The sequence below is a fragment of the Bradyrhizobium huanghuaihaiense genome (assembly GCF_007830635.1).
Classification (GTDB): domain Bacteria; phylum Pseudomonadota; class Alphaproteobacteria; order Rhizobiales; family Xanthobacteraceae; genus Bradyrhizobium; species Bradyrhizobium huanghuaihaiense.
Genome location: NZ_VLLA01000041.1, coordinates 16,245 through 36,931 on the forward strand (window position 1 = coordinate 16,245; position 20,687 = coordinate 36,931).

20 protein-coding genes and 5 pseudogenes are annotated in these 20,687 nt (G+C 62.7%); 19 read left to right on the forward strand and 6 right to left on the reverse strand.

Annotated features, from left to right (window positions below; translation table 11 throughout):
• Window positions 1-40: 40 nt before the first annotated feature.
• Window positions 41-454 (reverse strand): hypothetical protein, encoded by a 414-nt coding sequence (locus IQ16_RS40745; protein WP_011091004.1) that lies wholly within the window; start codon window positions 452-454, stop codon window positions 41-43.
• Window positions 455-552: 98 nt separating this feature from the next.
• On the reverse strand, window positions 553-2,289 hold the full coding sequence (locus IQ16_RS40750; RefSeq protein WP_011091003.1) for a hypothetical protein: 1,737 nt from the start codon (window positions 2,287-2,289) through the stop codon (window positions 553-555).
• On the opposite strand from IQ16_RS40750, the gene IQ16_RS40755 reads away from it, so the two are divergent.
• Both IQ16_RS40755 and IQ16_RS45390 read left to right on the forward strand, forming a co-directional pair.
• Window positions 2,246-3,403 carry an ABC transporter ATP-binding protein gene (locus IQ16_RS40755; protein WP_223153799.1) on the forward strand — a complete coding sequence of 386 codons (1,158 nt, stop codon included), beginning with the start codon at window positions 2,246-2,248 and terminating at the stop codon, window positions 3,401-3,403. The two genes, IQ16_RS40750 and IQ16_RS40755, sit on opposite strands and share 44 nt — an antisense overlap.
• 112 nt (window positions 3,404-3,515) lie before the next feature.
• Window positions 3,516-3,812, forward strand: coding sequence for a hypothetical protein (locus tag IQ16_RS45390; RefSeq protein ID WP_016847010.1), 297 nt, complete (start codon window positions 3,516-3,518; stop codon window positions 3,810-3,812).
• Between the two features lie 401 nt (window positions 3,813-4,213).
• Here IQ16_RS45390 and tnpB read toward each other — a convergent pair whose 3' ends face one another.
• Together tnpB and IQ16_RS47015 are read right to left on the reverse strand one after the other, a co-directional pair.
• Window positions 4,214-4,567, reverse strand: a complete 354-nt coding sequence (gene tnpB, locus IQ16_RS40765; RefSeq protein ID WP_011091000.1) for an IS66 family insertion sequence element accessory protein TnpB — start codon at window positions 4,565-4,567, stop codon at window positions 4,214-4,216.
• Window positions 4,548-4,663 (reverse strand): annotated as a pseudogene (locus IQ16_RS47015) (IS66-like element accessory protein TnpA); the annotation flags it as partial. The gene tnpB and the pseudogene IQ16_RS47015, both read right to left, overlap by 20 nt.
• Window positions 4,664-4,741: 78 nt before the next feature.
• On the opposite strand from IQ16_RS47015, the pseudogene IQ16_RS40775 reads away from it, so the two are divergent.
• Window positions 4,742-5,694 (forward strand): annotated as a pseudogene (locus IQ16_RS40775) (IS481 family transposase).
• A gap of 119 nt (window positions 5,695-5,813) precedes the next feature.
• On the opposite strand, the pseudogene tnpA reads toward IQ16_RS40775, so the two are convergent.
• Window positions 5,814-6,051, reverse strand: a pseudogene (gene tnpA, locus IQ16_RS40780) (IS66-like element accessory protein TnpA); the annotation flags it as partial.
• 241 nt (window positions 6,052-6,292) lie between these two features.
• Here tnpA and trbB point away from each other — a divergent pair.
• The 16 genes and pseudogenes from trbB (at window position 6,293) to IQ16_RS47605 (ending at window position 19,315) form a co-directional block, all read left to right on the forward strand.
• Window positions 6,293-7,291 (forward strand): P-type conjugative transfer ATPase TrbB, encoded by a 999-nt coding sequence (trbB, locus tag IQ16_RS40785; RefSeq protein ID WP_011090996.1) that lies wholly within the window; start codon window positions 6,293-6,295, stop codon window positions 7,289-7,291.
• Window positions 7,288-7,629 (forward strand): TrbC/VirB2 family type IV secretion system protein, encoded by a 342-nt coding sequence (locus tag IQ16_RS40790; RefSeq protein ID WP_011090995.1) that lies wholly within the window; start codon window positions 7,288-7,290, stop codon window positions 7,627-7,629. Before trbB ends, IQ16_RS40790 begins: the two co-directional genes overlap by 4 nt.
• Complete coding sequence (locus IQ16_RS40795; protein WP_026312513.1) at window positions 7,629-7,904, forward strand: VirB3 family type IV secretion system protein; 276 nt, start codon at window positions 7,629-7,631, stop codon at window positions 7,902-7,904. The genes IQ16_RS40790 and IQ16_RS40795 overlap by 1 nt, the downstream gene beginning before the upstream one ends.
• 7 nt (window positions 7,905-7,911) lie before the next feature.
• A complete protein-coding gene (gene trbE, locus IQ16_RS40800; RefSeq protein WP_011090993.1) occupies window positions 7,912-10,350 on the forward strand; it encodes a conjugal transfer protein TrbE in 2,439 nt (812 codons plus the stop codon).
• Window positions 10,347-11,104, forward strand: a pseudogene (trbJ, locus tag IQ16_RS40805) (P-type conjugative transfer protein TrbJ). The gene trbE and the pseudogene trbJ overlap by 4 nt, the downstream one beginning before the upstream one ends.
• Window positions 11,105-11,114: 10 nt before the next feature.
• Window positions 11,115-11,435 carry a putative entry exclusion protein TrbK-alt gene (gene trbK-alt / locus IQ16_RS40810; RefSeq protein WP_011090991.1) on the forward strand — a complete coding sequence of 107 codons (321 nt, stop codon included), beginning with the start codon at window positions 11,115-11,117 and terminating at the stop codon, window positions 11,433-11,435.
• Entirely contained in the window at window positions 11,432-12,793 is a 1,362-nt protein-coding gene (trbL, locus tag IQ16_RS40815) for a P-type conjugative transfer protein TrbL (RefSeq protein WP_018646333.1), read from the forward strand. Before trbK-alt ends, trbL begins: the two co-directional genes overlap by 4 nt.
• A gap of 3 nt (window positions 12,794-12,796) precedes the next feature.
• Window positions 12,797-13,486 carry a conjugal transfer protein TrbF gene (trbF, locus tag IQ16_RS40820; RefSeq protein WP_011090989.1) on the forward strand — a complete coding sequence of 230 codons (690 nt, stop codon included), beginning with the start codon at window positions 12,797-12,799 and terminating at the stop codon, window positions 13,484-13,486.
• Complete coding sequence (gene trbG / locus IQ16_RS40825; protein WP_011090988.1) at window positions 13,483-14,562, forward strand: P-type conjugative transfer protein TrbG; 1,080 nt, start codon at window positions 13,483-13,485, stop codon at window positions 14,560-14,562. The genes trbF and trbG overlap by 4 nt, the downstream gene beginning before the upstream one ends.
• On the forward strand, window positions 14,553-15,755 hold the full coding sequence (locus IQ16_RS40830; protein ID WP_011090987.1) for a TraB/TrbI/VirB10 family type IV secretion system protein: 1,203 nt from the start codon (window positions 14,553-14,555) through the stop codon (window positions 15,753-15,755). Before trbG ends, IQ16_RS40830 begins: the two co-directional genes overlap by 10 nt.
• The gene (locus tag IQ16_RS40835) at window positions 15,752-15,976 is read left to right on the forward strand and encodes a DUF2274 domain-containing protein (protein WP_011090986.1); all 225 of its coding nucleotides are present in this window, start codon (window positions 15,752-15,754) and stop codon (window positions 15,974-15,976) included. The genes IQ16_RS40830 and IQ16_RS40835 overlap by 4 nt, the downstream gene beginning before the upstream one ends.
• Window positions 15,977-16,098: 122 nt before the next feature.
• Window positions 16,099-17,040: an alpha/beta fold hydrolase gene (locus IQ16_RS40840; RefSeq protein WP_011090985.1), complete on the forward strand. Its 942-nt coding sequence runs from the start codon at window positions 16,099-16,101 to the stop codon at window positions 17,038-17,040.
• An 8-nt stretch (window positions 17,041-17,048) separates the two neighbouring features.
• Complete coding sequence (locus IQ16_RS40845) at window positions 17,049-17,645, forward strand: ribbon-helix-helix domain-containing protein (protein WP_161170741.1); 597 nt, start codon at window positions 17,049-17,051, stop codon at window positions 17,643-17,645.
• Between the two features lie 100 nt (window positions 17,646-17,745).
• Window positions 17,746-18,210, forward strand: a pseudogene (locus IQ16_RS47600) (MFS transporter); the annotation flags it as partial.
• A gap of 61 nt (window positions 18,211-18,271) precedes the next feature.
• Entirely contained in the window at window positions 18,272-18,973 is a 702-nt protein-coding gene (locus IQ16_RS47025; protein ID WP_011090982.1) for an MFS transporter, read from the forward strand.
• Window positions 18,974-19,219: 246 nt separating this feature from the next.
• Window positions 19,220-19,315 carry a hypothetical protein gene (locus IQ16_RS47605; RefSeq protein WP_301309069.1) on the forward strand — a complete coding sequence of 32 codons (96 nt, stop codon included), beginning with the start codon at window positions 19,220-19,222 and terminating at the stop codon, window positions 19,313-19,315.
• On the opposite strand, the gene IQ16_RS40865 is transcribed toward IQ16_RS47605, so the two are convergent.
• On the reverse strand, window positions 19,279-20,400 hold the full coding sequence (locus tag IQ16_RS40865) for a LysR family transcriptional regulator (protein WP_011090981.1): 1,122 nt from the start codon (window positions 20,398-20,400) through the stop codon (window positions 19,279-19,281). The genes IQ16_RS47605 and IQ16_RS40865 overlap by 37 nt on opposite strands.
• Window positions 20,401-20,687: the final 287 nt, after the last annotated feature.

A 20,687-nucleotide genomic window follows, 5' to 3' on the forward strand; every position in this document is an offset into this window, starting at 1 on the left:
TAGCTCGCATCGCCTTCGACGACGGTGACGGCGTATTTCGTCACGACGCAGCTCCTTCGATCGGATCATTTTCGCCCGCGAGAATGGCCTCGGCCTTCGCGATGGCGGCGTCTGCCCGCCGGCGCCAAAGCTCGACATCCATTGAGCCTTCCTCCGGAACGTGGATGAGTATTTTGAGCAGACCGAGCAGCAACTCGAAATGGCCGGCCTTGCGCTGGACCTGCTCGCCGAAACGTGAGGGAAACGCCAGGCGTGGGCCGCTATAGGCAGCGTCGCGGCCTTCCCAGGCACCGGTAACATAGGTATCGCCAGACGTTTCAACGTCCGACCTGTTGTCGTCCCAGCCCTCGTCGGCGATCGCAAGATCGCAGGCTTGGTCGAGCGTTTCGGCTTCGTAGGTTCGCTGCCGATAGATCGGCAAATGATAGGTCGTCTCGATGGTGAAGAAGGGCACGATAGCCTCCAGAATGCAAAAGCCCGGCTCGCGCCAGGCTTTGGTGTGAATGGCAGTGAAAAGACGCGGGACGGCCGAAGCCGCCCCGCGTGCTCGAGCTATTCGGCCGCGATCATGCGCGACTCGTCTGCTTCATCGGCCGGAGTTTCCTCGTCGTCGCCGGCGAGGAATTCCGGCAGCGCCTCGCCATCGCCCTCGGGCTCCGCAGCATCGACAGCCGCCGCCAATTGGGCGTCGGGCATCCGCAGGGGCTCGGGCAGCCAGCCGGCCTCGGCGAGGAGGCGCTCGGCCTCCTTGGCCATGTCGCCCTTCTTCAGATGATCGATGAGCTGCGCGGCCCGCTCGCCGGCCCCCTCCCGCACCGCTTCCAGGATGCGGAGCTTCGGGACGCGGCCGAGATAGTTCTCGACGGTCGGGCGCCAACCGGACTCCACCATGTCGAGGTCGACGGCCCGGGCGATGCGATCGGCCTCAGTGATCCGGTGCTCGACGGTGTGCGGCGTGATGCCGCCGCCGTAGCGGTCGCCCTTCTCGTAGAGCGCGTTGATGCCGAATGAGGCGCAGTGCGCGAAGAGCGCCGCCTGCTCGTCGCCGGTGAGGCCGGTCAGCCAATCCCAGAGTTCGGTCTTCTCCTTGGGCAGGCGCTCCTCCCACGTCTTGTGGCGCGCGTCGATCGCCTTGGCCGCTGGCGTGTCCTTCAGCCCTTGCGCTTGCACCGGGAAGCTGACGCTGCGCACCGAGACCTCCATCGCCGTCCCGTAGGAGGAATAGCGGGAGAAGACGTCGAGGCAGAATTTGTGCAGCACCGCCTGGAAGGCGACCGAAGGCGTGATCGCCAGCCTGTCGCGCAGCGCCAAAGTCCGCTCCGCCGTGAGCTCGGTCAGCAGGCGATCGGGGAGCGGCTTCACCGCATCATCATCCTCATCCTCTGCCTCCGCGAGCTGCCCGCCGATGGTGATGACGGCGCGCTGGATTCCCGGCGCTGATGGTTCGGCGCCGTCGAAGGTCGCGGCAGCGGGTTCGCCATCGCTGCCCTGCTCTGGCTCGGCCACGGGTAGCTCGTCCTCAGGGCGGACGTAACCGCGATCAACCAAGAGCGTGCCTTCGGCGTCGATGCCGACGAACACACCCGCGCGGGCGATGTCGGCAAGCTGATAGTTGATGGGTCGATCGTCAAAGACGGCGAGAGCCGTCTCGATTTCGCCAAGTCGCTGGTCAACCTCGTCGGGCAGCTCATCCGCGCCGTCATGCTCGGCTTCCAGCCTGGCAAATTCGGCCTTGAGCGCCTCGATGGTCGCCTGCTCTTCGGCGGTGAGACCGGCGGATACGCTGTCCAGCTCGCGCAAGCCACGCGTGTGGCCGTAGGGGAAGTCGATCGCGACCTCGATCCACTTCCAACCTTCGGCAGCGATCGTTTCTGCCTCCGCCTTCAACTTCTCGGCGACCAGGCGGTCGAGCAGAGCGACGTCCTCGAGCCAACCGCCGTCGTCGGACTGGAACAGGTCGCGCAGCACCACACCGCCAGCCGCCTCGTAGGCGTCGAGGCCGACAAACACGGCCCTCCGGTCGGAGGCGCGCGCCGTCTTCTCCGTCAGCATGCGGCGGATCTGATAGGGCTCCTTCTGCCAGGAGCCGGAGATGGCCTGCCAGACCTGTTCCTGGCGTCCATGATCCGCGGTGACGGTGAAGGCCATCAACTGCTCAAGCGACATGCCGTCCTCGGCATAGATGTCGAGCAACGCGGGCGAGACCGAGGCCAGGCGCAAGCGCTGCTTCACCACATTGACCGAGGTGAAGAAGACCGCAATCGCGATTGCATTGACCTGGAGTTCCACGCGTCAGGCACGCGCGCTCCTGGATGCGGCGATCGAAGCCGGACAGGAGAATGCTCGGTTCGTCGGCAACGTCATGAACGCGATGGACACGTTGCGCCATTTCGGCAGTCACTCCTGGATCAACGAGTGCTTTATGATAAGGGCGCGGGAGGTGCGTGATAACTGGCGAGCCTACGTGTTGCAACGACTGGCCTACATCGCCGTGCTCGGCCTTGCCGTCGCGCTGCAATTTGCGGTCACGCTTCTCCTTCTTATACCTGAATATCACGCCGGCGCGATCACCATTGGCGATATGGTGCTATTCAATACGCTTCTGCTTCAGCTCAATATGCCCTTTGAGACGGTCGCGAGGGCGATCTCTGACGTGGCGCGGTCGCGAGCCGACCTCATCCCTCTAGGTAGACTGTGGGCCGCACCAGAAGAGCGGCAAGCATCTCATGCTCACGATTTCAAGCCCTCCGCTGACCAGCTCTCTTTCGAGAGCATTGGTTATGCCTACGACAACGGTCGCGGCGTTACCGACGTCTCGTTTAAGGCCGGGCGCGGCGGGATTACTTTTCTTGTCGGTGAAACCGGATCGGGGAAGTCCACGATCTTTAAGCTCGCCCTGAAATCGATTGAGCCCGACTACGGCCGAATTCTCGTCGATGGAACGGATATAGCGAGCGTCGATCGCGCGGATTGGTATGCCGCAGTTGCTCTCGTGCCGCAGGAGGTGATGTTGCTCAATGAGCCGCTAGCTGACAACATTTTGTTAGGACGGCCCCGCGACGAGGTACGCCTTCGCGATGCGTCGAAAGAAGCCGCTATTCTCCCGTTGATTGAGGCGCTACCGGAAGGATTTGAAACAACCGTTGGAGAACGCGGCTTGAAGCTTTCCGGCGGGGAGCGACAGCGCGTTGCTATTGCCCGCGCGCTCTATGGACAGCCGGCGATCCTTCTTCTCGACGAGGCTAGCTCCGCGCTCGACGAACGAACCGAACGGGACGTTATGGACCATATACGCACGCTAGCTGAGGATGTGACTGTGCTAGCGATCACTCATCGGAGAGGTGTCATCTCCACGAGCGACGTCGTGGTCGATCTGACCGACTGCGCCTTGTCAGTGACTTAGACGAAGAGTGCCGCAGCCGTTTCGTAAGACGCCCAGTTTCAGGCACCCGGCATGCCCACGAGCACGACCGGCCGCTCGCCGTGCGCTGTCGGATGCGATCATTGTTGTCGTAGTGAATCTGTCTGTAGATTTCAGCGACAAACTCGCCGAGGGAAGAGAAGCGGACCGGAATCGCGAGGTCGATCTTGAATTTGTCGTAGAAACTCTCCCGGTACCCATTCTCCCAGTGACGGTCTTTCTTCGAGCGGGAGATGGCGATATTGAGCGACACAAGGAAGGCGCGGGCGGTTTTCGCGTTGTACTCGGCACCGTTGTCGGGGCGGAAGATCGCGGGACGGCCGTGCGCAAGGAGCGCATTGCCGAGAGCGGGTCGCGCAAGAATTCCTCGATCTGCCGCCGGAGCGCATGAGCGCATGGTCGCGCTCCGGCATCTTGCGTTTGTAGTACAGCGCAGGGGCTGAAACGGCGAGCGATTGCGCGCGCCTCGCGTGCGGCCACGCCGGCGTCTCTCATCTCTTTTTGGGCCTCGTTAAGCTTCAGGGTGACGAGGCGGACCATCCTCAGGAGCTCGTCGTTCTCCCCTCGGAGCTTGGCAATCTCCATGACGGAACGGCCACTTGATACCGTGCCCGCGATTAAAGAACGGGCCACTCATCGAGCTAGGCTCGAAAGGTGAAGCAGTAAAGAACGCGCAAAGGGCGTTGATTGAGCGTAAGCACGATTTTCCTCGCACGTTGACGCGCGGGCTTTTGACGGATGGCGTTCGTATCTGGCGATACTGGGCTGTTCAGGCCGTGGCGGCTTTGGGGCTCAGCCGGCAACCTGATATTGCCGCACCGGATGGCGGACCATCGCATCGATATCGATGCCGTCAAGGATCGAGTGCAATTGCTCGGTCGTCAGCGTGACGACCGCCTCTTGGCGGCGCGGCCATCGGAACTTGTCCTCGGTTAGCCGCTTCAGGACCAGCACAAAGCCGGACCGATCGAAGAACAGCAGCTTCATCCGGTCGCAACGGCGATTGCAGAACGCAAAAACCGCAAGAGCGAACGGATCGAGCGCCATCGTCTCCTGGACCAGAACCGCAAGGCTGTTGATGCCAGCCCGGAAGTCGATCGGCTCACGGTGCAGATAGACCTGAAGCTCACCGCCCAGTCTGAACATGGCCCAGTGCTCCGATGATCGCCGTCATGCATCCACATCGCCGCATTCCAGCGCAAGCTTCACGCCGTTCGGCAGGGACGCGCTCACTTGGGCTAGATTTGGTCTCTCAGGAGGTTGTCCATCTGGTCTGAACCGAGGAAGCTGAGGTTGCGAAGCTTCAGTGTTCCAAGGCAGATGAACGTCCACAAGAATGCGCCTTTGACGCTCAAAGGTCGAGAGGCGATGGTGCGAGGCGTGGTCGAGGGCGGGCTGAGCCAGGCTGATGCGGCAAATCAGTTCAACACGACACCGAAAACCGTGGCCAAATGGGTCAAGCGGTTCCGCGCAGAAGGCGTGGATGGTTTGCGCGACCGCTCGTCGCGACCTCGTTCATCGCCGAGCCAAACCCCGCCGGCCACGTGCGCCGCCGTCGAGACGTTGCGCCGGCAGCGCCACACCGGCAAGCAGATTGCTGCCGAGGTCGAGGTGTCACCGGCCACCGTCAGCCGTATCCTTCGCCGCTTGGGATTAAGCCGGATACGCGATCTGGAGCCCGCCGAGCCGGTGCGCCGGTACGAGCGCGAGCACCCCGGCGAGCTCATCCATATCGACATCAAGAAGCTCGGCAGGTTCGTAAGACCAGGCCACCGCATCACACACGATCGCCAGAAAGGCGAAGCCGCGGCGCCGGCCACGAGTTCGTCCACGTGGCCATCGACGATGCATCGCGCTTGGCCTTCTCCCAGATCCGGCGGGATCAGAAAAAGGAGAGCGCCATCGCCTTCCTCAAGGAGGCCGTCACTTACTACCGCAGCCTCGGCATGAAGGTCACCGGCATCATGACCGACAACGGCTCCTGCTACCGCGCCAAGGCCTTCGCCAGAGCGTGCAGGAAGCTCGGCCTCAAGCACATCTTCACCAGACCCTACAGACCGCAAACAAACGGCAAGGCCGAACGCTTCATCCAGACAGTGCTGCGCGAATGGGCCTACGCTCGCGCCTATGACACCTCAGACCAGCGCGCCAAAAACCTGCCAATCTGGCTTCATCACTACAACTGGCATCGCCCGCACGGCAGCCTGCAGGCCAAACCACCCATCAGCCGCCTCGGCCTCCCGAAGGACGACCTGTTGAGATTCCACAGCTAGAGAACAAAAAGCTGTAGTCCCCTTGGGTTCCGACCCGCGCACTTCATCGCAAGTCGCCGGCAAATCAACCGTCGCCACGCTGTCTTGTCGCGACAGGGCTCGATCGGCGGTCTCCTCAAGCTGAACCCGGATGAACGCCGATGGTGAAGATGGCGGCAGAGACCTGGTCGCGGTGTGCTTCTTGATCCACTTCCGAAGCAGGTTCGCGTTGACCCCGTGTTCGAGCGCAAGTCTCGATACCGAAACCCCAGGCTCAAGACAGGTCGCGACAAGACGCTCCTTCGATGCCGCCTCGTAGCGCCGGCGACCGTTCCGGCCAACAAGCCTCACTCGCAATTTCTGATCATCGTCTGCCATCACAAGGTGCCCACCTATTTTGGTGGACACCTCATGCATCAGAGTACTCAAAAGCAAAAGGTGGAGGGAAATTCGCGCTTACTGTCGATCAGCATGCTTCGACGCAGCAAGTATTTTTTCGCCGCTCTACGCCCGCTTCCTACGACGCCTGAATACTTGTTGAACTAACCCGTTTCCTGCCTTTTCTATCCATCCCCGTTGCTGATCGCTTGCCGCGATTGGTACTCGACGGGGGACGATCGTGGCGGGCACTTCACTCCATTCGGAAGCCTTCTCGCGTGGCGCGCGCATGCTGCGCACCGCGCTTGGTCCCGCGATCGCCACCTTCCTGGAAGACCCCTCGATCGTCGAGGTGATGCTCAACCCCGATGGTCGGCTCTGGGTCGACCGGCTGTCCGGCGGGCTGGAGGATAGCGGACGAACGATGTCCGCCGCCGACGGCGAGCGGATCGTGCGCCTGGTCGCGCACCATGTCGGCGCTGAGGTGCATGCCGAAAAGCCCCGCGTCTCGGCCGAGCTTCCCGAGACGGGGGAGAGGTTCGAGGGGCTTCTCCCGCCTGTCGTTGCGGCGCCGGCCTTTGCGATCCGCAAGCCTGCGGTGGCTGTTTTCACCCTGGATGACTACGCGGCGGCCGGCATCATGACGGCCGGGCAGGCGGGCATGCTCCGCGAAGCCGTCGCGGCCCGCAAGAACATCCTGGTCGCCGGCGGCACGTCGACCGGCAAGACCACCCTGACAAACGCGCTGCTGGCGGAGATCGCCGGCACCACCGATCGCGTGGTCCTGATCGAGGACACGCGTGAACTGCAGTGCCGCGCGCCGAATCTGGTCGCGCTGCGCACCAAGGACGGCGTGGCGTCCCTGTCGGATCTGGTTCGGTCTTCCCTCCGCCTACGCCCCGACCGGATTCCGATCGGCGAGGTACGGGGCAGCGAAGCCCTGGAGCTCCTCAAAGCCTGGGGCACGGGCCACCCCGGTGGGATCGGAACGATTCACGCCGGCACGGCTCTGGGCGCGCTTCGCCGCCTCGAGCAGCTCATCCAGGAAGCCGTCCTCACTGTTCCCAAGGCGCTGATCGCCGAGACCATCGATCTCGTCGCGGTTCTGCGCGGCCGCGGCAGCGAACGCCGCCTCGCTGAACTTGCTCTCGTCGCCGGCCTCGATCCCGCCACCGGCGACTACCGCGTCAACTCTGCCGCGGCGGGCGGCCCATCCTCACTTCCCGGAGACCCCTCATGATCCAGTTTCCTCCCGCGATCCGTCGCGTGCGACTCCGCTTCACGGGCCTCGCCGCAATTGCCGTCATCTCCATTGCAATCGCGCCCGCGGCCTACGCCTCCGGCTCGTCGATGCCGTGGGAGACGCCGCTCAATCAGATCCTGGAGTCGGTGCAAGGGCCGGTCGCGAAGATCATGTCGGTCATCATCATCACCGTGACCGGCCTGACGCTTGCGTTCGGCGATAGTTCCGGTGGCTTCCGCCGGCTGATCCAGATTGTCTTCGGTCTGTCGATCGCCTTCGCCGCGTCGAGCTTCTTCCTGACCTTCTTCAGCTTCTCCGGCGGAGCGCTGGTGTGATGGCCGGCATCATCGATCTAGACGTGCCGGGCTTCTTCGCGCCGGTTCATCGCGCGCTCACCGAGGCAATCCTGATGGGCGGCGCGCCCCGCACGGTTGCGATCGCCAACGGCACGTTGGCCGCGGCAATAGCGCTCGGCCTCCACCTCTGGATCCCCGGCGCGCTGATTTGGGCCGTGGGCCATGCCGCGGCGGTCTGGGCGGCCAAGCGCGACCCGCAGTTCGTGGACGTCGTTCGACGCCACCTCCGCTATCCTTCTTACCTCGGCGTGTGAGACTTCCATGCTGAACCTCGCCGAATACCGCAACCGGCCCCACAGTCTTGCCGACTTCCTGCCCTGGGCCGCTTTGGTCGAGAAGGGCGTCGTCCTCAACAAGGACGGCGCGTTCCAGCGCACGGCGCGCTTCCGCGGGCCGGATCTCGACAGCGCGACGCCTGCCGAACTGGTCGGCGTAACGGCCCGACTCAACAACGCGCTCCGCCGTCTCGGCTCAGGTTGGGCGATCTTCGTCGAGGCCCAGCGCATCGCCGCCCAGACTTATCCGCACAATACTTTTCCTGACGCCGCATCAGCGCTGGTCGATTTGGAGCGGCGGGACGCTTTCGAGGAGGCGGGCGCGCATTTCGAGAGCCGCTATTTCCTGACCTTCGTCTGGCTCCCGCCGGCTGAGGACGCCTCGCGGATCGAAGGCTGGCTCTATGAGGGCCGCGCGCAGAGCGGCGTCGATCCCCACGAGCTGCTGCGTGGTTTTGTTGATCGGACCAACCGCGTCCTGCAACTTGTCGAAGGGTTCATGCCTGAGGTGGCGTGGCTCGATGATGGCGAGACGCTGACCTACCTGCATTCGACGATCTCGACCCGGCAACAGCGCGTGCGCGTCCCCGAGACGCCGATGCATCTCGACGCGCTGCTCGCGGACGAACCGCTTGCCGGTGGCCTCGAGCCGCGGCTCGGCAACCATCATCTTCGTACACTCACGGTGGTCGGCTTTCCGACCGCGACCTATCCCGGAATCCTCGACGAGCTGAACCGGCTTGCCTTTCCTTACCGCTGGTCGACCCGCGCGATCCTCCTCGACAAGACCGAGGCGGTGAAACTCTTGACCAAGATCCGCCGGCAGTGGTTCGCCAAGCGCAAGTCGATTGCAGCCATCGTCAAGGAGGTGATGACCAACGAGGCCTCGACACTGGTCGATAGCGATGCGGCGAATAAGGCCACTGACGCCGATCTCGCCTTGCAGGAACTGGGCACCGACGACGTCGGTCAAGCCTACATCACCGCGACCGTCACCGTCTGGGACGAGGACCCCGGTCTCGCCACTGAGAAGCTTCGCCTCGTCGAGAAGGTGATCCAGGGGCGCGACTTCACCTGCATGCCGGAAGGGGTGAACGCGCTCGAAGCCTGGCTCGGCTCTCTGCCGGGTCACGCCTACGCCAACGTTCGCCAACCGCCGCTCTCGACACTGAACCTCGCTCACCTGATTCCGCTTTCAGCGGTCTGGGCCGGGTCAGATCGGGATGAGCATTTCCGCAGCTCCCCGCTCTTCTTCGGTAAGACCGAAGGCTCGACGCCGTTCCGGTTTTCGCTGCATGTCGGCGACGTCGGCCACACCCTGATCGTCGGCCCGACCGGCGCCGGCAAATCCGTGCTGCTGGCGCTGATGGCGATCCAGTTCCGGCGCTACCGGAAAAGCCAGATCTTCGCCTTCGATTTTGGTGGCTCGATCCGCACGGCGGCCCTTGCCATGGGCGGCGACTGGCACGACCTCGGCGGAAGTCTGTCCAACAGCGCCGAAGATTCAGTCTCCCTTCAACCCCTCGCACGTATCGGCGATGCGGCCGAGCGCGCCTGGGCGGCCGAATGGGTGACGGCAATCCTCGCCAAGGAGGGCGTCACCATCGATCCGACCGTGAAGGAGCACGTCTGGTCGGCATTGACGTCACTGGCGTCCTCACCGGCCGAGGAACGCACGATCACCGGTTTGACGGTTCTGTTGCAATCGACCGCACTCAAGCAGGCGCTGCAACCTTATTGCGTCGGCGGCTCCTCCGGCCGTTTGCTCGACGCGGAGGCCGAGCAGCTCGGCTTTGCGTCGGTGCAGGCGTTCGAGACCGAGGGCTTGATCGGCGCAGGCGCGGCGCCTGCCGTCCTCACCTACCTCTTCCATCGCATCGAGGGCCGGCTCGACGGCCGGCCGACCCTCCTCATCATCGACGAGGGGTGGCTCGTCCTCGACGATCCAGCCTTCGCGCAACAGCTCAGGGAATGGTTGAAGACCCTGCGGAAGAAGAACGCTTCCGTCGTCTTCGCCACTCAATCGCTTTCCGACATCGATGGCAGCAACATCGCGCCAGCGATCGTCGAGAGCTGCCCGACGCGGATATTCCTGCCGAACGAGCGCGCGATCGAACCGCAGATCACCGCCATCTACCAGCGGTTCGGCTTGAACGACCGCCAGATCGAGATCATCGCGCGGGCGACGCCGAAGCGCGACTACTATTGCCAGTCTCGTCGCGGCAATCGGCTGTTCGAGCTCGGCCTTGGGCCAGTTGCGCTCGCCTTCTGCGCCGCCTCCTCCAAGACCGACCATGCCGCAATCGAACGGCTGCTTGCCGAGCACGGCCGTGACGACTTCACGGCCGCCTGGCTCGCCGATCACGAACTGCTGTGGGCCGCCGATCTCATCCCTGACCTGACAAACCTGGAGGTGCAATCATGACCGCTCTCGAAGTGCGGCGCGCTGGCTTGGCCGCTGCGACGGCTCTCTCGCTCGCCTTTTCGATCTCGCCGCTTTCGACGACCTCGGTCCTTGCGCAGTGGATCGTCTACGACCCCACCAACTTCAGCCAGAACGTGCTGACCGCGGCGCGCGAGCTGCAGCAGATCAACAATCAGATCCAGATGCTGACCAATCAGGCCCAAAGCCTGGTGAATCAGGGAAAGAACCTCGCCAACCTGCCGTTGTCGACGCTGACCCAGCTTCAGTCATCGATTGCCAAGACCCAGTCACTGCTGACCAGGCCCAGAACATCGCCTTCAACGTCGAGCGCGTCCAGACGATGTATTCCAGCACCTACGGCACGGCGGCGGCGACGGGCTCCAATGCAACAATGTTTGCCGCGGCTCAAAGTCGTTGGCAGAACTCGGTGGGCGCTTTCGAAGACTCGCTGAAGGTGCAGGCCGGCGTCGTCGGCAATATCTCGACCAACTCCAGCGCAATGAGTACGCTGGTTACCGCCAGTCAGTCGGCAAGTGGCGCTTTGCAAGCCGCTCAAGCCGGCAACCAACTCCTCGCGCTGCAATCCCAGCAGCTATCCGATCTCGTCGCGGTGCTCGCCGCGAAGGGACGGGCGGATGCGCTGGAGCAGGCGCGCGTAACGGCGACCGAGTCGCAGGGCCAGCAGCAATACAAAATCTTCTCGACACGCAGCGGCTATCAGCCGGGCAACGTCACCATGTTCAGCGGCAACTGAGGCACCGATCATGGAGCGCTCGGATATCTTTCGCGCAGGCGCGATGATCGTCGTGTTCGTGATTTTCCTCGCCGCGCTGCACGTCATCCATCGGCGTCCAGCCGAGCGGCCGGTATCCGACGCCCCCTCTGTCTCCGCTCCCGATGACCTCTCGGCCGAGCTGCTCCGCTGCGCCGAGCTTGGACCCCAGGATGCCGAAGATCCGCACTGCCAGGCGGTTTGGAAGGAGAACCGCGCGCGCTTCTTCGGCAGGCCGGCGCGGCCACGTCTGCCGCAAGCCGCGCCGGCCACTCAGCCGATGACGGCTGTTCCAAAGGGAGAGAAGCCGTGAACAACGTCGGCGTCATCGACACCTTTCTCAATACTTTCACGACCTACATTGATTCGGGTTTCGGCCTGATCAAGGGCGAGGTCACGTATTTGTCGTCGACGTTGATCGTCATCGACATCACGCTCGCGGGCCTGTTCTGGGCTTGGGGCGCAGACGAAGACATTCTCCAGCGACCGGTGAAGAAGACCCTCTACATCGGCTTCTTTGCCTTCATCATCACTAACTTCACCAAGCTCTCAGGCATCATCTTCAACAGCTTCGCAGGCCTCGGCCTGAAGGCCGGCGGCTCGTCGATCTCGACGGCGGACTTCCTGCGGCCCGGCCGGCTTGCGCAGGTCGGCCTCGACGCCGGGCAGCCGTTGCTCGACTCCGCAAGCCAAATGATGGGCTTCACCAGCTTCTTTTCCAACTTTGTACAAATTGCCGTGCTGATGGTGTCCTGGCTGCTGGTGCTGATCGCCTTCTTCATTCTGGCGGTGCAGCTCTTCGTCACGCTGATCGAGTTCAAGCTGACGACGCTCGCCGGCTTCATCCTCATTCCGTTCGCGCTCTTCAACAAGACCGCCTTTCTCGCGGAGAAGGTGCTGGGCAATGTCGTTGCCTCCGGCGTGAAGGTCATGGTGCTCGCCGTCATCGTCGGCATCGGCACCGGGCTCTTTTCGCAGTTCACCACCGCCTATGCCGGCGGCCAGCCGACGATCGAGCAGGCGCTCTCTGTCGTGCTCGCGGCGCTCGCTATGCTGGGCCTCGGCATCTTCGGGCCCGGCATCGCGACCGGGCTTGTTTCCGGCGCGCCGCAGCTTGGTGCGGGCGCTACCGTCGGCACGGGTCTGGCTGTTGCCGGTACAGCGATGGTCGGCGGCGCGGCGCTCGGTTTGGCCGGAAGGGGAGCGATGGCAGCCAGCTCTGGTGCTGCGGCTGCCGCGCGCGGCGGTGCGGCGATGGCGGGCGGCATGTCCTCCGCCTACAGCCTCGCATCAGCCGGTCGGTCCGGCGCCGGCGGCGTCGCGTCCGGTCTCGGCGGTGCAGGCCGTGCGGCGGCTAGTCACGCGGCAGCTCCCGTCAGACGCGCCGCTGCGCAAGCGGCAGGGACAATGACGGAGAGCTTCACTTCTGGCGCCCGTGCCGGCGTCGCCAACACGGGTGGCTCCTCGACGATGGGGACCATTCGGAGCGGCGCGGCCGCAAACGATGGAGCCGCATCTCAAGTGCCGAGCGAGAGCGGTCCGCCCGCCTGGGCCCAACGCGTCAAGCGCAATCAGACCGTCATTCACGGCGCTCAGACCACCGCGCAAGCCCTCAAATCCGGCGACAGCCATGGCGGCGGCCACTCCGTCGACCTCTCGGGAGGAGAATAACGAATGTCAGTCTTCCGGCGATCGTCGGTTCGTTACGGCCGCACGCCCGAACCAGAAACCCCCTACCAGCGCGCAGCGCAAGTTTGGGATGAGCGCATTGGATCCGCCCGGGTGCAGGCCAGGAACTGGCGGCTGATGGCCTTCGGTTCGCTGATGCTGTCCTGCGGCCTTGCCGGTGGACTCGTCTGGCAATCCACGCACGGCACTGTCGTTCCCTGGGTGGTGCAGGTCGACAAGCTCGGCGAAGCGCAAGTCATGGCGCCCGCTACCGCCGACTACAGGCCGAACGACCCACAGATCGCCTGGTATCTCGCCCACTTCATTCAGATCGTTCGCTCGCTTCCGGCCGACCCGATCATCGTGCGGCACAACTGGCTGCAGGCCTATGATTTCACAACCACGGCGGGCGCGGCGGCGCTGAACGACTACGCCCGCGCCAACGACCCCTTCGCCAATCTCGGCAAGCAGCAGGTCGCGATCGACGTCTCCAGCGTCATCCGCGCCTCGCCCGACAGTTTTCGCGTGGCCTGGGTTGAGCACCGCTTTCAGGACGGGGCGCTCGCCGGCACCACGCGTTGGACCGCGATCCTCACCATCGCGATTCAGCCGCCCACCGACGCCGATCGGCTGCGCAAGAATCCACTCGGCATCTACGTCAACGCCATCAACTGGTCAAAGGAGCTGGGACAATGACCCCGCCGATTTTCGCAAAAGCCGGCGGTCCGGCTTCGCGTTTTTCCATCGTTCATCAAAACCGGAAGGACGGCGATACGTCTTTCCGTAAATCCGCTTTGACGGCTTTGCTGATATCCGTCTCAGCCCTTGGCGGCTGCGCGCACAATTTCATCCCACCCGACATCAGCTACGACACTGCGGAGCCTGCGACGCTCACCGTCGACCCGGCGCCGCCCGTCAAAATCGTGGAGTTGCCCCAGCCGCTGCCACTGCCCGGGCAGTTGAAGCCGCTCGCCGCCGGCAAACGCGTCCCGGAAGCCGCCGATCCAAAGGTTCGCGTCAAACAGGCCAACGCCGCGGCACGGGTGCAGCCGGTCCGCAATGGTTTCATCAACGCAGTACAGGTCTATCCGTTCTCCGGCGGAGCCCTCTACCAGGTCTACACGGCGCCCGGCCAGATCACAGATGTCGCCCTCCAGGAGGGTGAGCAACTCGTCGGCTCCGGTCCGGTTGCCGCCGGTGACACTGTGCGCTGGATCATCGGCGATACCGAGAGCGGCGCGGGCGCGACCAAGAAGATTCATATCCTCGTCAAGCCGACGCGGCCGGATTTGGTCACCAATCTCGTGATCAACACCGATCGGCGGACCTATCTCCTCGAGCTGTGCTCGACGGAAAAGACCTATATGGCCTCGGTCTCCTGGCAGTATCCCGAGGACCAGCTGATTGCGCTTCGGCGGCAGAATGCGGCCGCTGAAACTGCGGCGCCAATTGCGGCTGGCGTCGATCTCGCCTCGATCAACTTCCGCTACTCTATTGAGGGCGACGACCCGGCCTGGCGTCCGCTGCGCGCCTTTGATGACGGCAACAAGGTCTACATCGAGTTCCCAAGCGGTATCGCCCAGGGTGAAATGCCGCCGCTGTTCGTGATAGGTCCAGCCGGCGGCTCCGAACTGGTGAACTACCGAGCAAACCGTAACTACTACATCGTCGACCGCTTGTTCGCCGCCGCCGAATTGCGTCTTGGCGACAAGGATAGTGAGCGGCGCGTGCGCATCGTCCGCACCGACGGAAGGCCGCGCGCATGGCGATAGACAGCGAAGACGAACGTCAGGGCGACATTCCGCCCGTCGCGCCGCCGGACCTGCGGCTCCGAGGCGAGCGGCCCCGTGTCACACGGCTCTCGCGCAAGGTCCTTGTCGGCCTCGGCGCGCTGTCTGCCCTCGCGGTCGCGGGCGCGCTCGGCTACGCGCTCCAGACCGGCAACAAGGCGCAGAGCGGCCAAGAACTGCTCAGCACCCAGAACCGGCCTTCGGCCGAGGGTCTGGCCGGGTTGCCGAAAGACTATACCGGCCTGCCGCGTCAAGCACCGCCGCTCGGGCCGCCGCTGCCCGGCGATCTCGGCAAGCCGATCCTCAACACCGGCGCTGCACCGAACACGATGGCGGCGACGTCAGATCCCGAGACGCAGCGCAGGGGCCAGGAAATCGAGGCGGCGCGGGTCAGCCGCCTCTTTGCCCAAACTGCTCAGCAACCGCAGAGCGTCGGCCAACTCATCCCGAATGCCTCCGCTGGCGCCACGGCCACTCCGGCCGCGACACCGCCCGTCGATGCCGGATCTGCCCAGAACATGCAGGACCGCAAGACGGCCTTCCTCACTGCTCCGACAGACAAGCGCACGGTCAGTCCGGAACGGCTCGAAGCCAAGGCCTCACCTTACGTCGTGCAGGCGGGCACCGTGATTCCGGCTGCGCTCATCACGGGCATTCGTTCCGATCTGCCCGGCCAAGTCACCGCACAGGTGACCGAGGCGGTCTGGGACAGTCCGTCTGGCAAATATCTTCTGATCCCGCAGGGTGCCAAACTGATAGGTCAGTACGATAGCTCCGTCGCGTTCGGCCAGTCCCGCATCCTCCTGGTCTGGACCCGCATCATCATGCCGGATGGCAACTCGATCGTGCTAGAGCGCCAGCCCGGCGCCGACACCGGTGGTTATGCCGGTCTCGAGGATGAGGTCGACAACCACTGGGGCATGCTGTTCAAGGCTGCCGTCCTCTCGACCATGCTCAGCGTCGGAGGCGAGGCGGGCACGAGCCAGAATGAGAACAACCTCGTTCAAGCGATCCGTAGCGGCGCGTCCAACAGCATCAGCCAGACCGGCCAGCAGATCGTGCAGCGCCAGCTCAACATCCAGCCGACGCTGACCATCCGGCCAGGTTTCCCGGTGCGGGTCATCGTTACGCGGGATTTGGTGTTGGCTCCCTACCGCCAGGAGGCAAGCCGATGAGCAAGCTGAAGCTCGGAACCATCCTCGACGATAAGCCGGTGAAGATCGCCGTCGAGTTGCCGGCTGCCGTCCATCGCAATCTCCTCGCCTATGCCGAGGCGATCGCGCGCGAGAGCGGACAGCCGGCACCCGATCCCGCCAAGCTCATCGCTCCGATGATCCAAAGATTCATGGCAACAGACAAGGGGTTTTCAAAGGTGAAACGCGCGGCAACAAATTGATAAGGGGACGATCGTTCAGCGTTGCCTTGCAGAAACGGCCGGGACGAAAGCCCATCAAGTCAAATCCGGTCATAGACCAGCATTTTGCTCACGTAGACGCGTTCAGGTGAACAGGAAGTCAGATGCCATATATCGATGCCACGGGTGTGAAGCTTTATTTTGAGGAAGCCGGGGAAGGTCATCCGATCATTTTCCTGCACGAGTTCGGCTCAGATAGCCGCGGATGGAAAACCCAGGTTCGCTACTTTTCTCGTGCCTATCGCTGCATCACTTTCAACGCTCGCGGATATGCCCCCAGCGACGTTCCTGACGATCCGACGCTATATGGCTGGGAGCTCGCTGTGAACGACATCGCCGCCGTCATGCGTGGCCTCGCTGTCGAACACGCACACCTGGTCGGATTGAGCATGTGCGGATATGCCGCCTTGCAGTTCGGATTACGCTATCCGAAGAGAGCCAGCGCGATTGTCGCGGCCGGTGTGGGATCCGGATCGGCTCCTTCCCAGCAGGACGCCTGGTCGAGAGAAACCTCCATTCTCGCGCGGGCTTTCATCGAGCGCGGGATGGACGCGATGGCCCGGAGAATGGCGCATGGTCAGACTCGTATTCAACTCAAATACAAGGACACACGGAGCTGGGAAGAGTTCCAGGAACGCCTGCGTCACCACTCACCGCTAGGTATGTCGAATACGATGGCGCGCTGTCAGGGGGTGCGACCGCCATTGCATGATCTGGCCGATCAGTTCTCAACGATGCGAACACCGGTATTGCTGGCCCTGGGCGATGAAGACGCGCCCTGCCTTGAGACTAACCTGATGCTGAAAGCAGTGCTTCCCAACGCCGGTCTTTGGATCTGTCCCAACACCGGCCACACCATCAATCTGGAAGAGCCGACAGCATTCAATGCTCAGCTCGACAGCTTTCTAGCCGCCGTCGAGCGTGGGAGCTGGCGCCGCGGGCATCCGGAAATTGAGGCTGAATCCGATCTGAAACTTGAGATGACGTGCGATACACGCACGAAGGCAGTGGCCCGTTACTGCAACACTCCAGGCGCTTCACAGTGAGTCCTCTCATGAAATCCCGGACCGGCGTTCATCTCAGCGAATCCATGTCAACGCGGTTGACCGCCGCGGCTACACGCACGGGAGTCACAAAGTCAGAACTTATTGAAGCCGCGCTCGATAGCTTTCTCGAATCCGATAACGCTGCTGAACATTTCGCGATCGTGGCAGGCCGCCTCACTGAGTTGAACGATCAGATCGGGCGTCTCGGTGCCGATCTCAAGATGGTGAATGAGGCCGTCGCCCTTCACGCGCGCTTTCACTTGGCTGTTACGCCCTCGTTATCGGCGGCAGAGCAGCATATGGCGACTGTGGTGGGCTCAGAACGCTTCGATGAGTTCGCTGCGCAAGTAGGACGTCGTGTTGAGCGGGGGACATCCCTCCTCCGGGAGACGATGAACCGGCGCCTCGTGACGAATAAGAACCGCTGGGCGAGCCACCTTGCGGCAAGCGCGGATCGCCGCACGAATTGCAGGTCTTCAGAACCAGACCGTCGTCTGTCCGACACGGTTGATGGCGGGTCAGAGCCGAATGCTGCCGTGCGGGAGGGCGGCAGCATTCGAACCTTTCCAGACCGGACCAACATCCCGCTACAGCGAGAGATCTAACGGCGCTGAAACCACGCCTTATTCGCGGCCGCCTAGCCCAAGCCGCACCTACGTGCCGCGACGATCAGTTGCAGACGTGATGGGTGTCTCCGCACTTGTCATGCGGGTGTTTCTACCTTTTGCTGTCGGTTATTACCTCTCGTACCTCTTCAGGACAATCAACGCTTTGATCGCCGCTCCCCTGACATCGGAATTGGGGCTCGACGCTGGTGATCTTGGCTTGCTGACTTCGGTCTATTTTCTCACCTTCGCGGTAGCGCAGATACCCGTCGGCATCCTTCTGGATCGATATGGTCCGCGGCTGATCCAGAGCGTGCTGCTGGTTGCTGCTGCGGTCGGCGCCGCATTGTTTGCTACGTCAGACAATTTGCTCATGCTGCTTCTAGGCCGGGCGCTACTCGGTCTCGGCGTCGCCGCGAGCCTGACCGCCGGATTGAAAGCCCTCGTTCTCTGGTTTCCGAAGGACCGTCTTCCGTTTCTCAACGGCCTGATGGTCATGCTCGGTGCATTGGGAGCAGTCACCACGACCTCGCCGGCGCAGTGGTTGCTGGCTTGGGTTGGGTGGAGGACGCTCTTCGCATTGTTAGCTGTCTTCACGGCCGGCTGTTCGGCGATGATCTATCTCGATGATCTATCTCTTGGTGCCGGAGAGTGCATCGGCAACGCCGGTCCTGCGTGGAACAGCCGTGGCCAGCTTGAAGAAGATTTATACCGATCCGCATTTCTGGCGTCTGGCGCCGCTATCAGCGACTTCCGTCGGCACCGCCTGGGCGCTGCAGGGACTTTGGGCAGCGCAGTGGTTCACTGACGTCGAGGGACTTGATCGCGCTGCTTTGGTGCAACATTTGCTTGTCATGACCGTCGCGCTCAGCCTGGGTGCGCTCCTGCTAGGCGTTCTGGCTGATCGGCTGCGTCGCTATGGCATTGGAACAGAGGCGCTCCTCGCGGTCGTCGGCCTTATGTTCATTGCCGTGCAATTCGCGATTATCCTGCGATGGCCGTTGTCATCATACGTCCTGTGGGCCGCTGTGGCCGCCGTCGGCGCAGCTACGGTGCTTAGCTATGCGATCCTGGCTAGTTATTTCCCGAAAGAGCTTGCCGGACGGGCCAATGCTGCGCTGAACGTGTTCCATATCGGTGGAGCGTTTGTCCTGCAATATGCCACTGGCGTCGTCCTTGAACATTGGACGCCTCAGGCGGGGCATTATCCGGAGATCGCGTACCAGATAGCCTTTTTCCTCAATCTTGTCCTTCAGATCATCGCATGGGTCTGGTTCGCTTTCCCGTGGGTGCTTCGGCCGTCGACGAGCGCTAGGTTCAGCGATTAGGGGCGCGAGTCGGCGGCAGCCAAGGTTCAGCCTGCCGGGACTGTGAGCGATCACAGCAAGCACCGGCGAATGTTCGACACCGCGACGCACCTCGTCCAGGAAATGCCGCCCCCCAGGGGTGATCGTGACACCCCGATGCCGATGCTCGAACAGATGCTGCAGTCTTCAGGGATCTCAAAGCTATGCCGATTCTGACGCGTAGCGGCGGCGCGACGACGCCGACCAAGGCTGCCAAGTTGATCGCCAATGGTTGGGCGCTTTATCGCAACCGACCGCGCCTTTGCGAAGGCCCGACGAAATGCTGTTCAGCTCGCATCTGGGGCAGCGGAAATATCAGGATAGCGCTCCCGAAGCAGGTCGAGCAACGGACGCAGCGATGGATTAGCGTTGTCCTGCCGCCAATAAGCGCGCAAGCTCAGCCGCGTCGGCCCCTCGGCATCATGCACCTCGCGGAAGGTGACACCCGGATAGACTGCGCCCGTCGCACTTTCCAATACCAGTAGAATGCCCCAGTCCACGCCGACCAAGGAGAGAAGACGGTCGAGCACCACATCATGGCGAACCAGCGGGCAAGGATCGGAAGACCCCAATTTGCTGTCAAGGAGCTTCAGGAATTCCGGTCCCGGGCCTCGCTGCGACATCAAAAGCGATTCGTGCCTCAGTTCGCCCCAGTGAATTACGTCACGACCTGTCAGCGGATGGTTCGCGGGGAGGGCGGCAACGACACGCTCGCTCCAGAGCAACAATGACCTGTCGCTCCACCTTGGACTGAGGCCGGCCACAAAGGCGACGTCAATCGCGGAGCTGGCGAGATCCGAAATCAGATGGTCGCTCGCTCCGTCAACCAGTTGTCTGTCGACATCGGGGAAGCGGTGCCGGTGCTCGATGAGAGTGGCCCGGAGATTGCCGGCTGACAGGGAAGTGTGGATGCCGATGGTCAATCGGCCGCTCTCACCACGCGAGCGGTTCTTGCCACGAACCGTGATTGCTTCCGTCTCATCAACGAAACGCCGGGCAGCTTCGAGGAATTCCTGCCCTTCAACGGTAGGTCGTGTGCCGCCATTGGTACGCTTAAACAGAGTGACGCCCAACCTGTATTCGAGATTGCGCAGGCCGCGACTAAGAGTGGGTTGCTTGATTCTGAGCGCCTCTGCCGCTTGGCGGAGGCTTCGGTGCTTGGACGCGACGATCGCCCAGCGCAGGTCTCGAAATTCCACAGGCACGGTCGAAACCCTAGGGTAAGTTGCCGGTGACCAATTGACCAATTTTTGTCTTGAATGGCGCACGCCATTTGCTTGCGCTGCTTCTGGATCTTCCAATTTGGCAAGCGCAAAAATGGGCGAGGCTGGAGCCAAAAAAGTTTGGCAAGTTTGCCTTTCATTTGCTTGCGCTGCTTCAACCCGCCAATTCGGCCTCGAAAGGGCCATCAAAAGACATCCGCCCTCCGGGCCGGTTAAGACCCTGCCGCCATTTGCTCGGTACCTAGGCTCGCTGGAGGCACGAGAAGCGCAAGCTCTTCTAACTTCATGTTTCGGGTAAACTGCTATGATTCCAAATGACAGTGAACCAATCGCCAACCCAACCCGATCATGAAAAAGCCTCCCGAACGACCCGAGAAGCAGTCTTTTCGATTGAAATGGGTAGAACGGGGAAAATCCGTTTTTGTGACCGAGCGTGTGATCCTACACGAGGTAATTTTGCGACAGGGCAACAG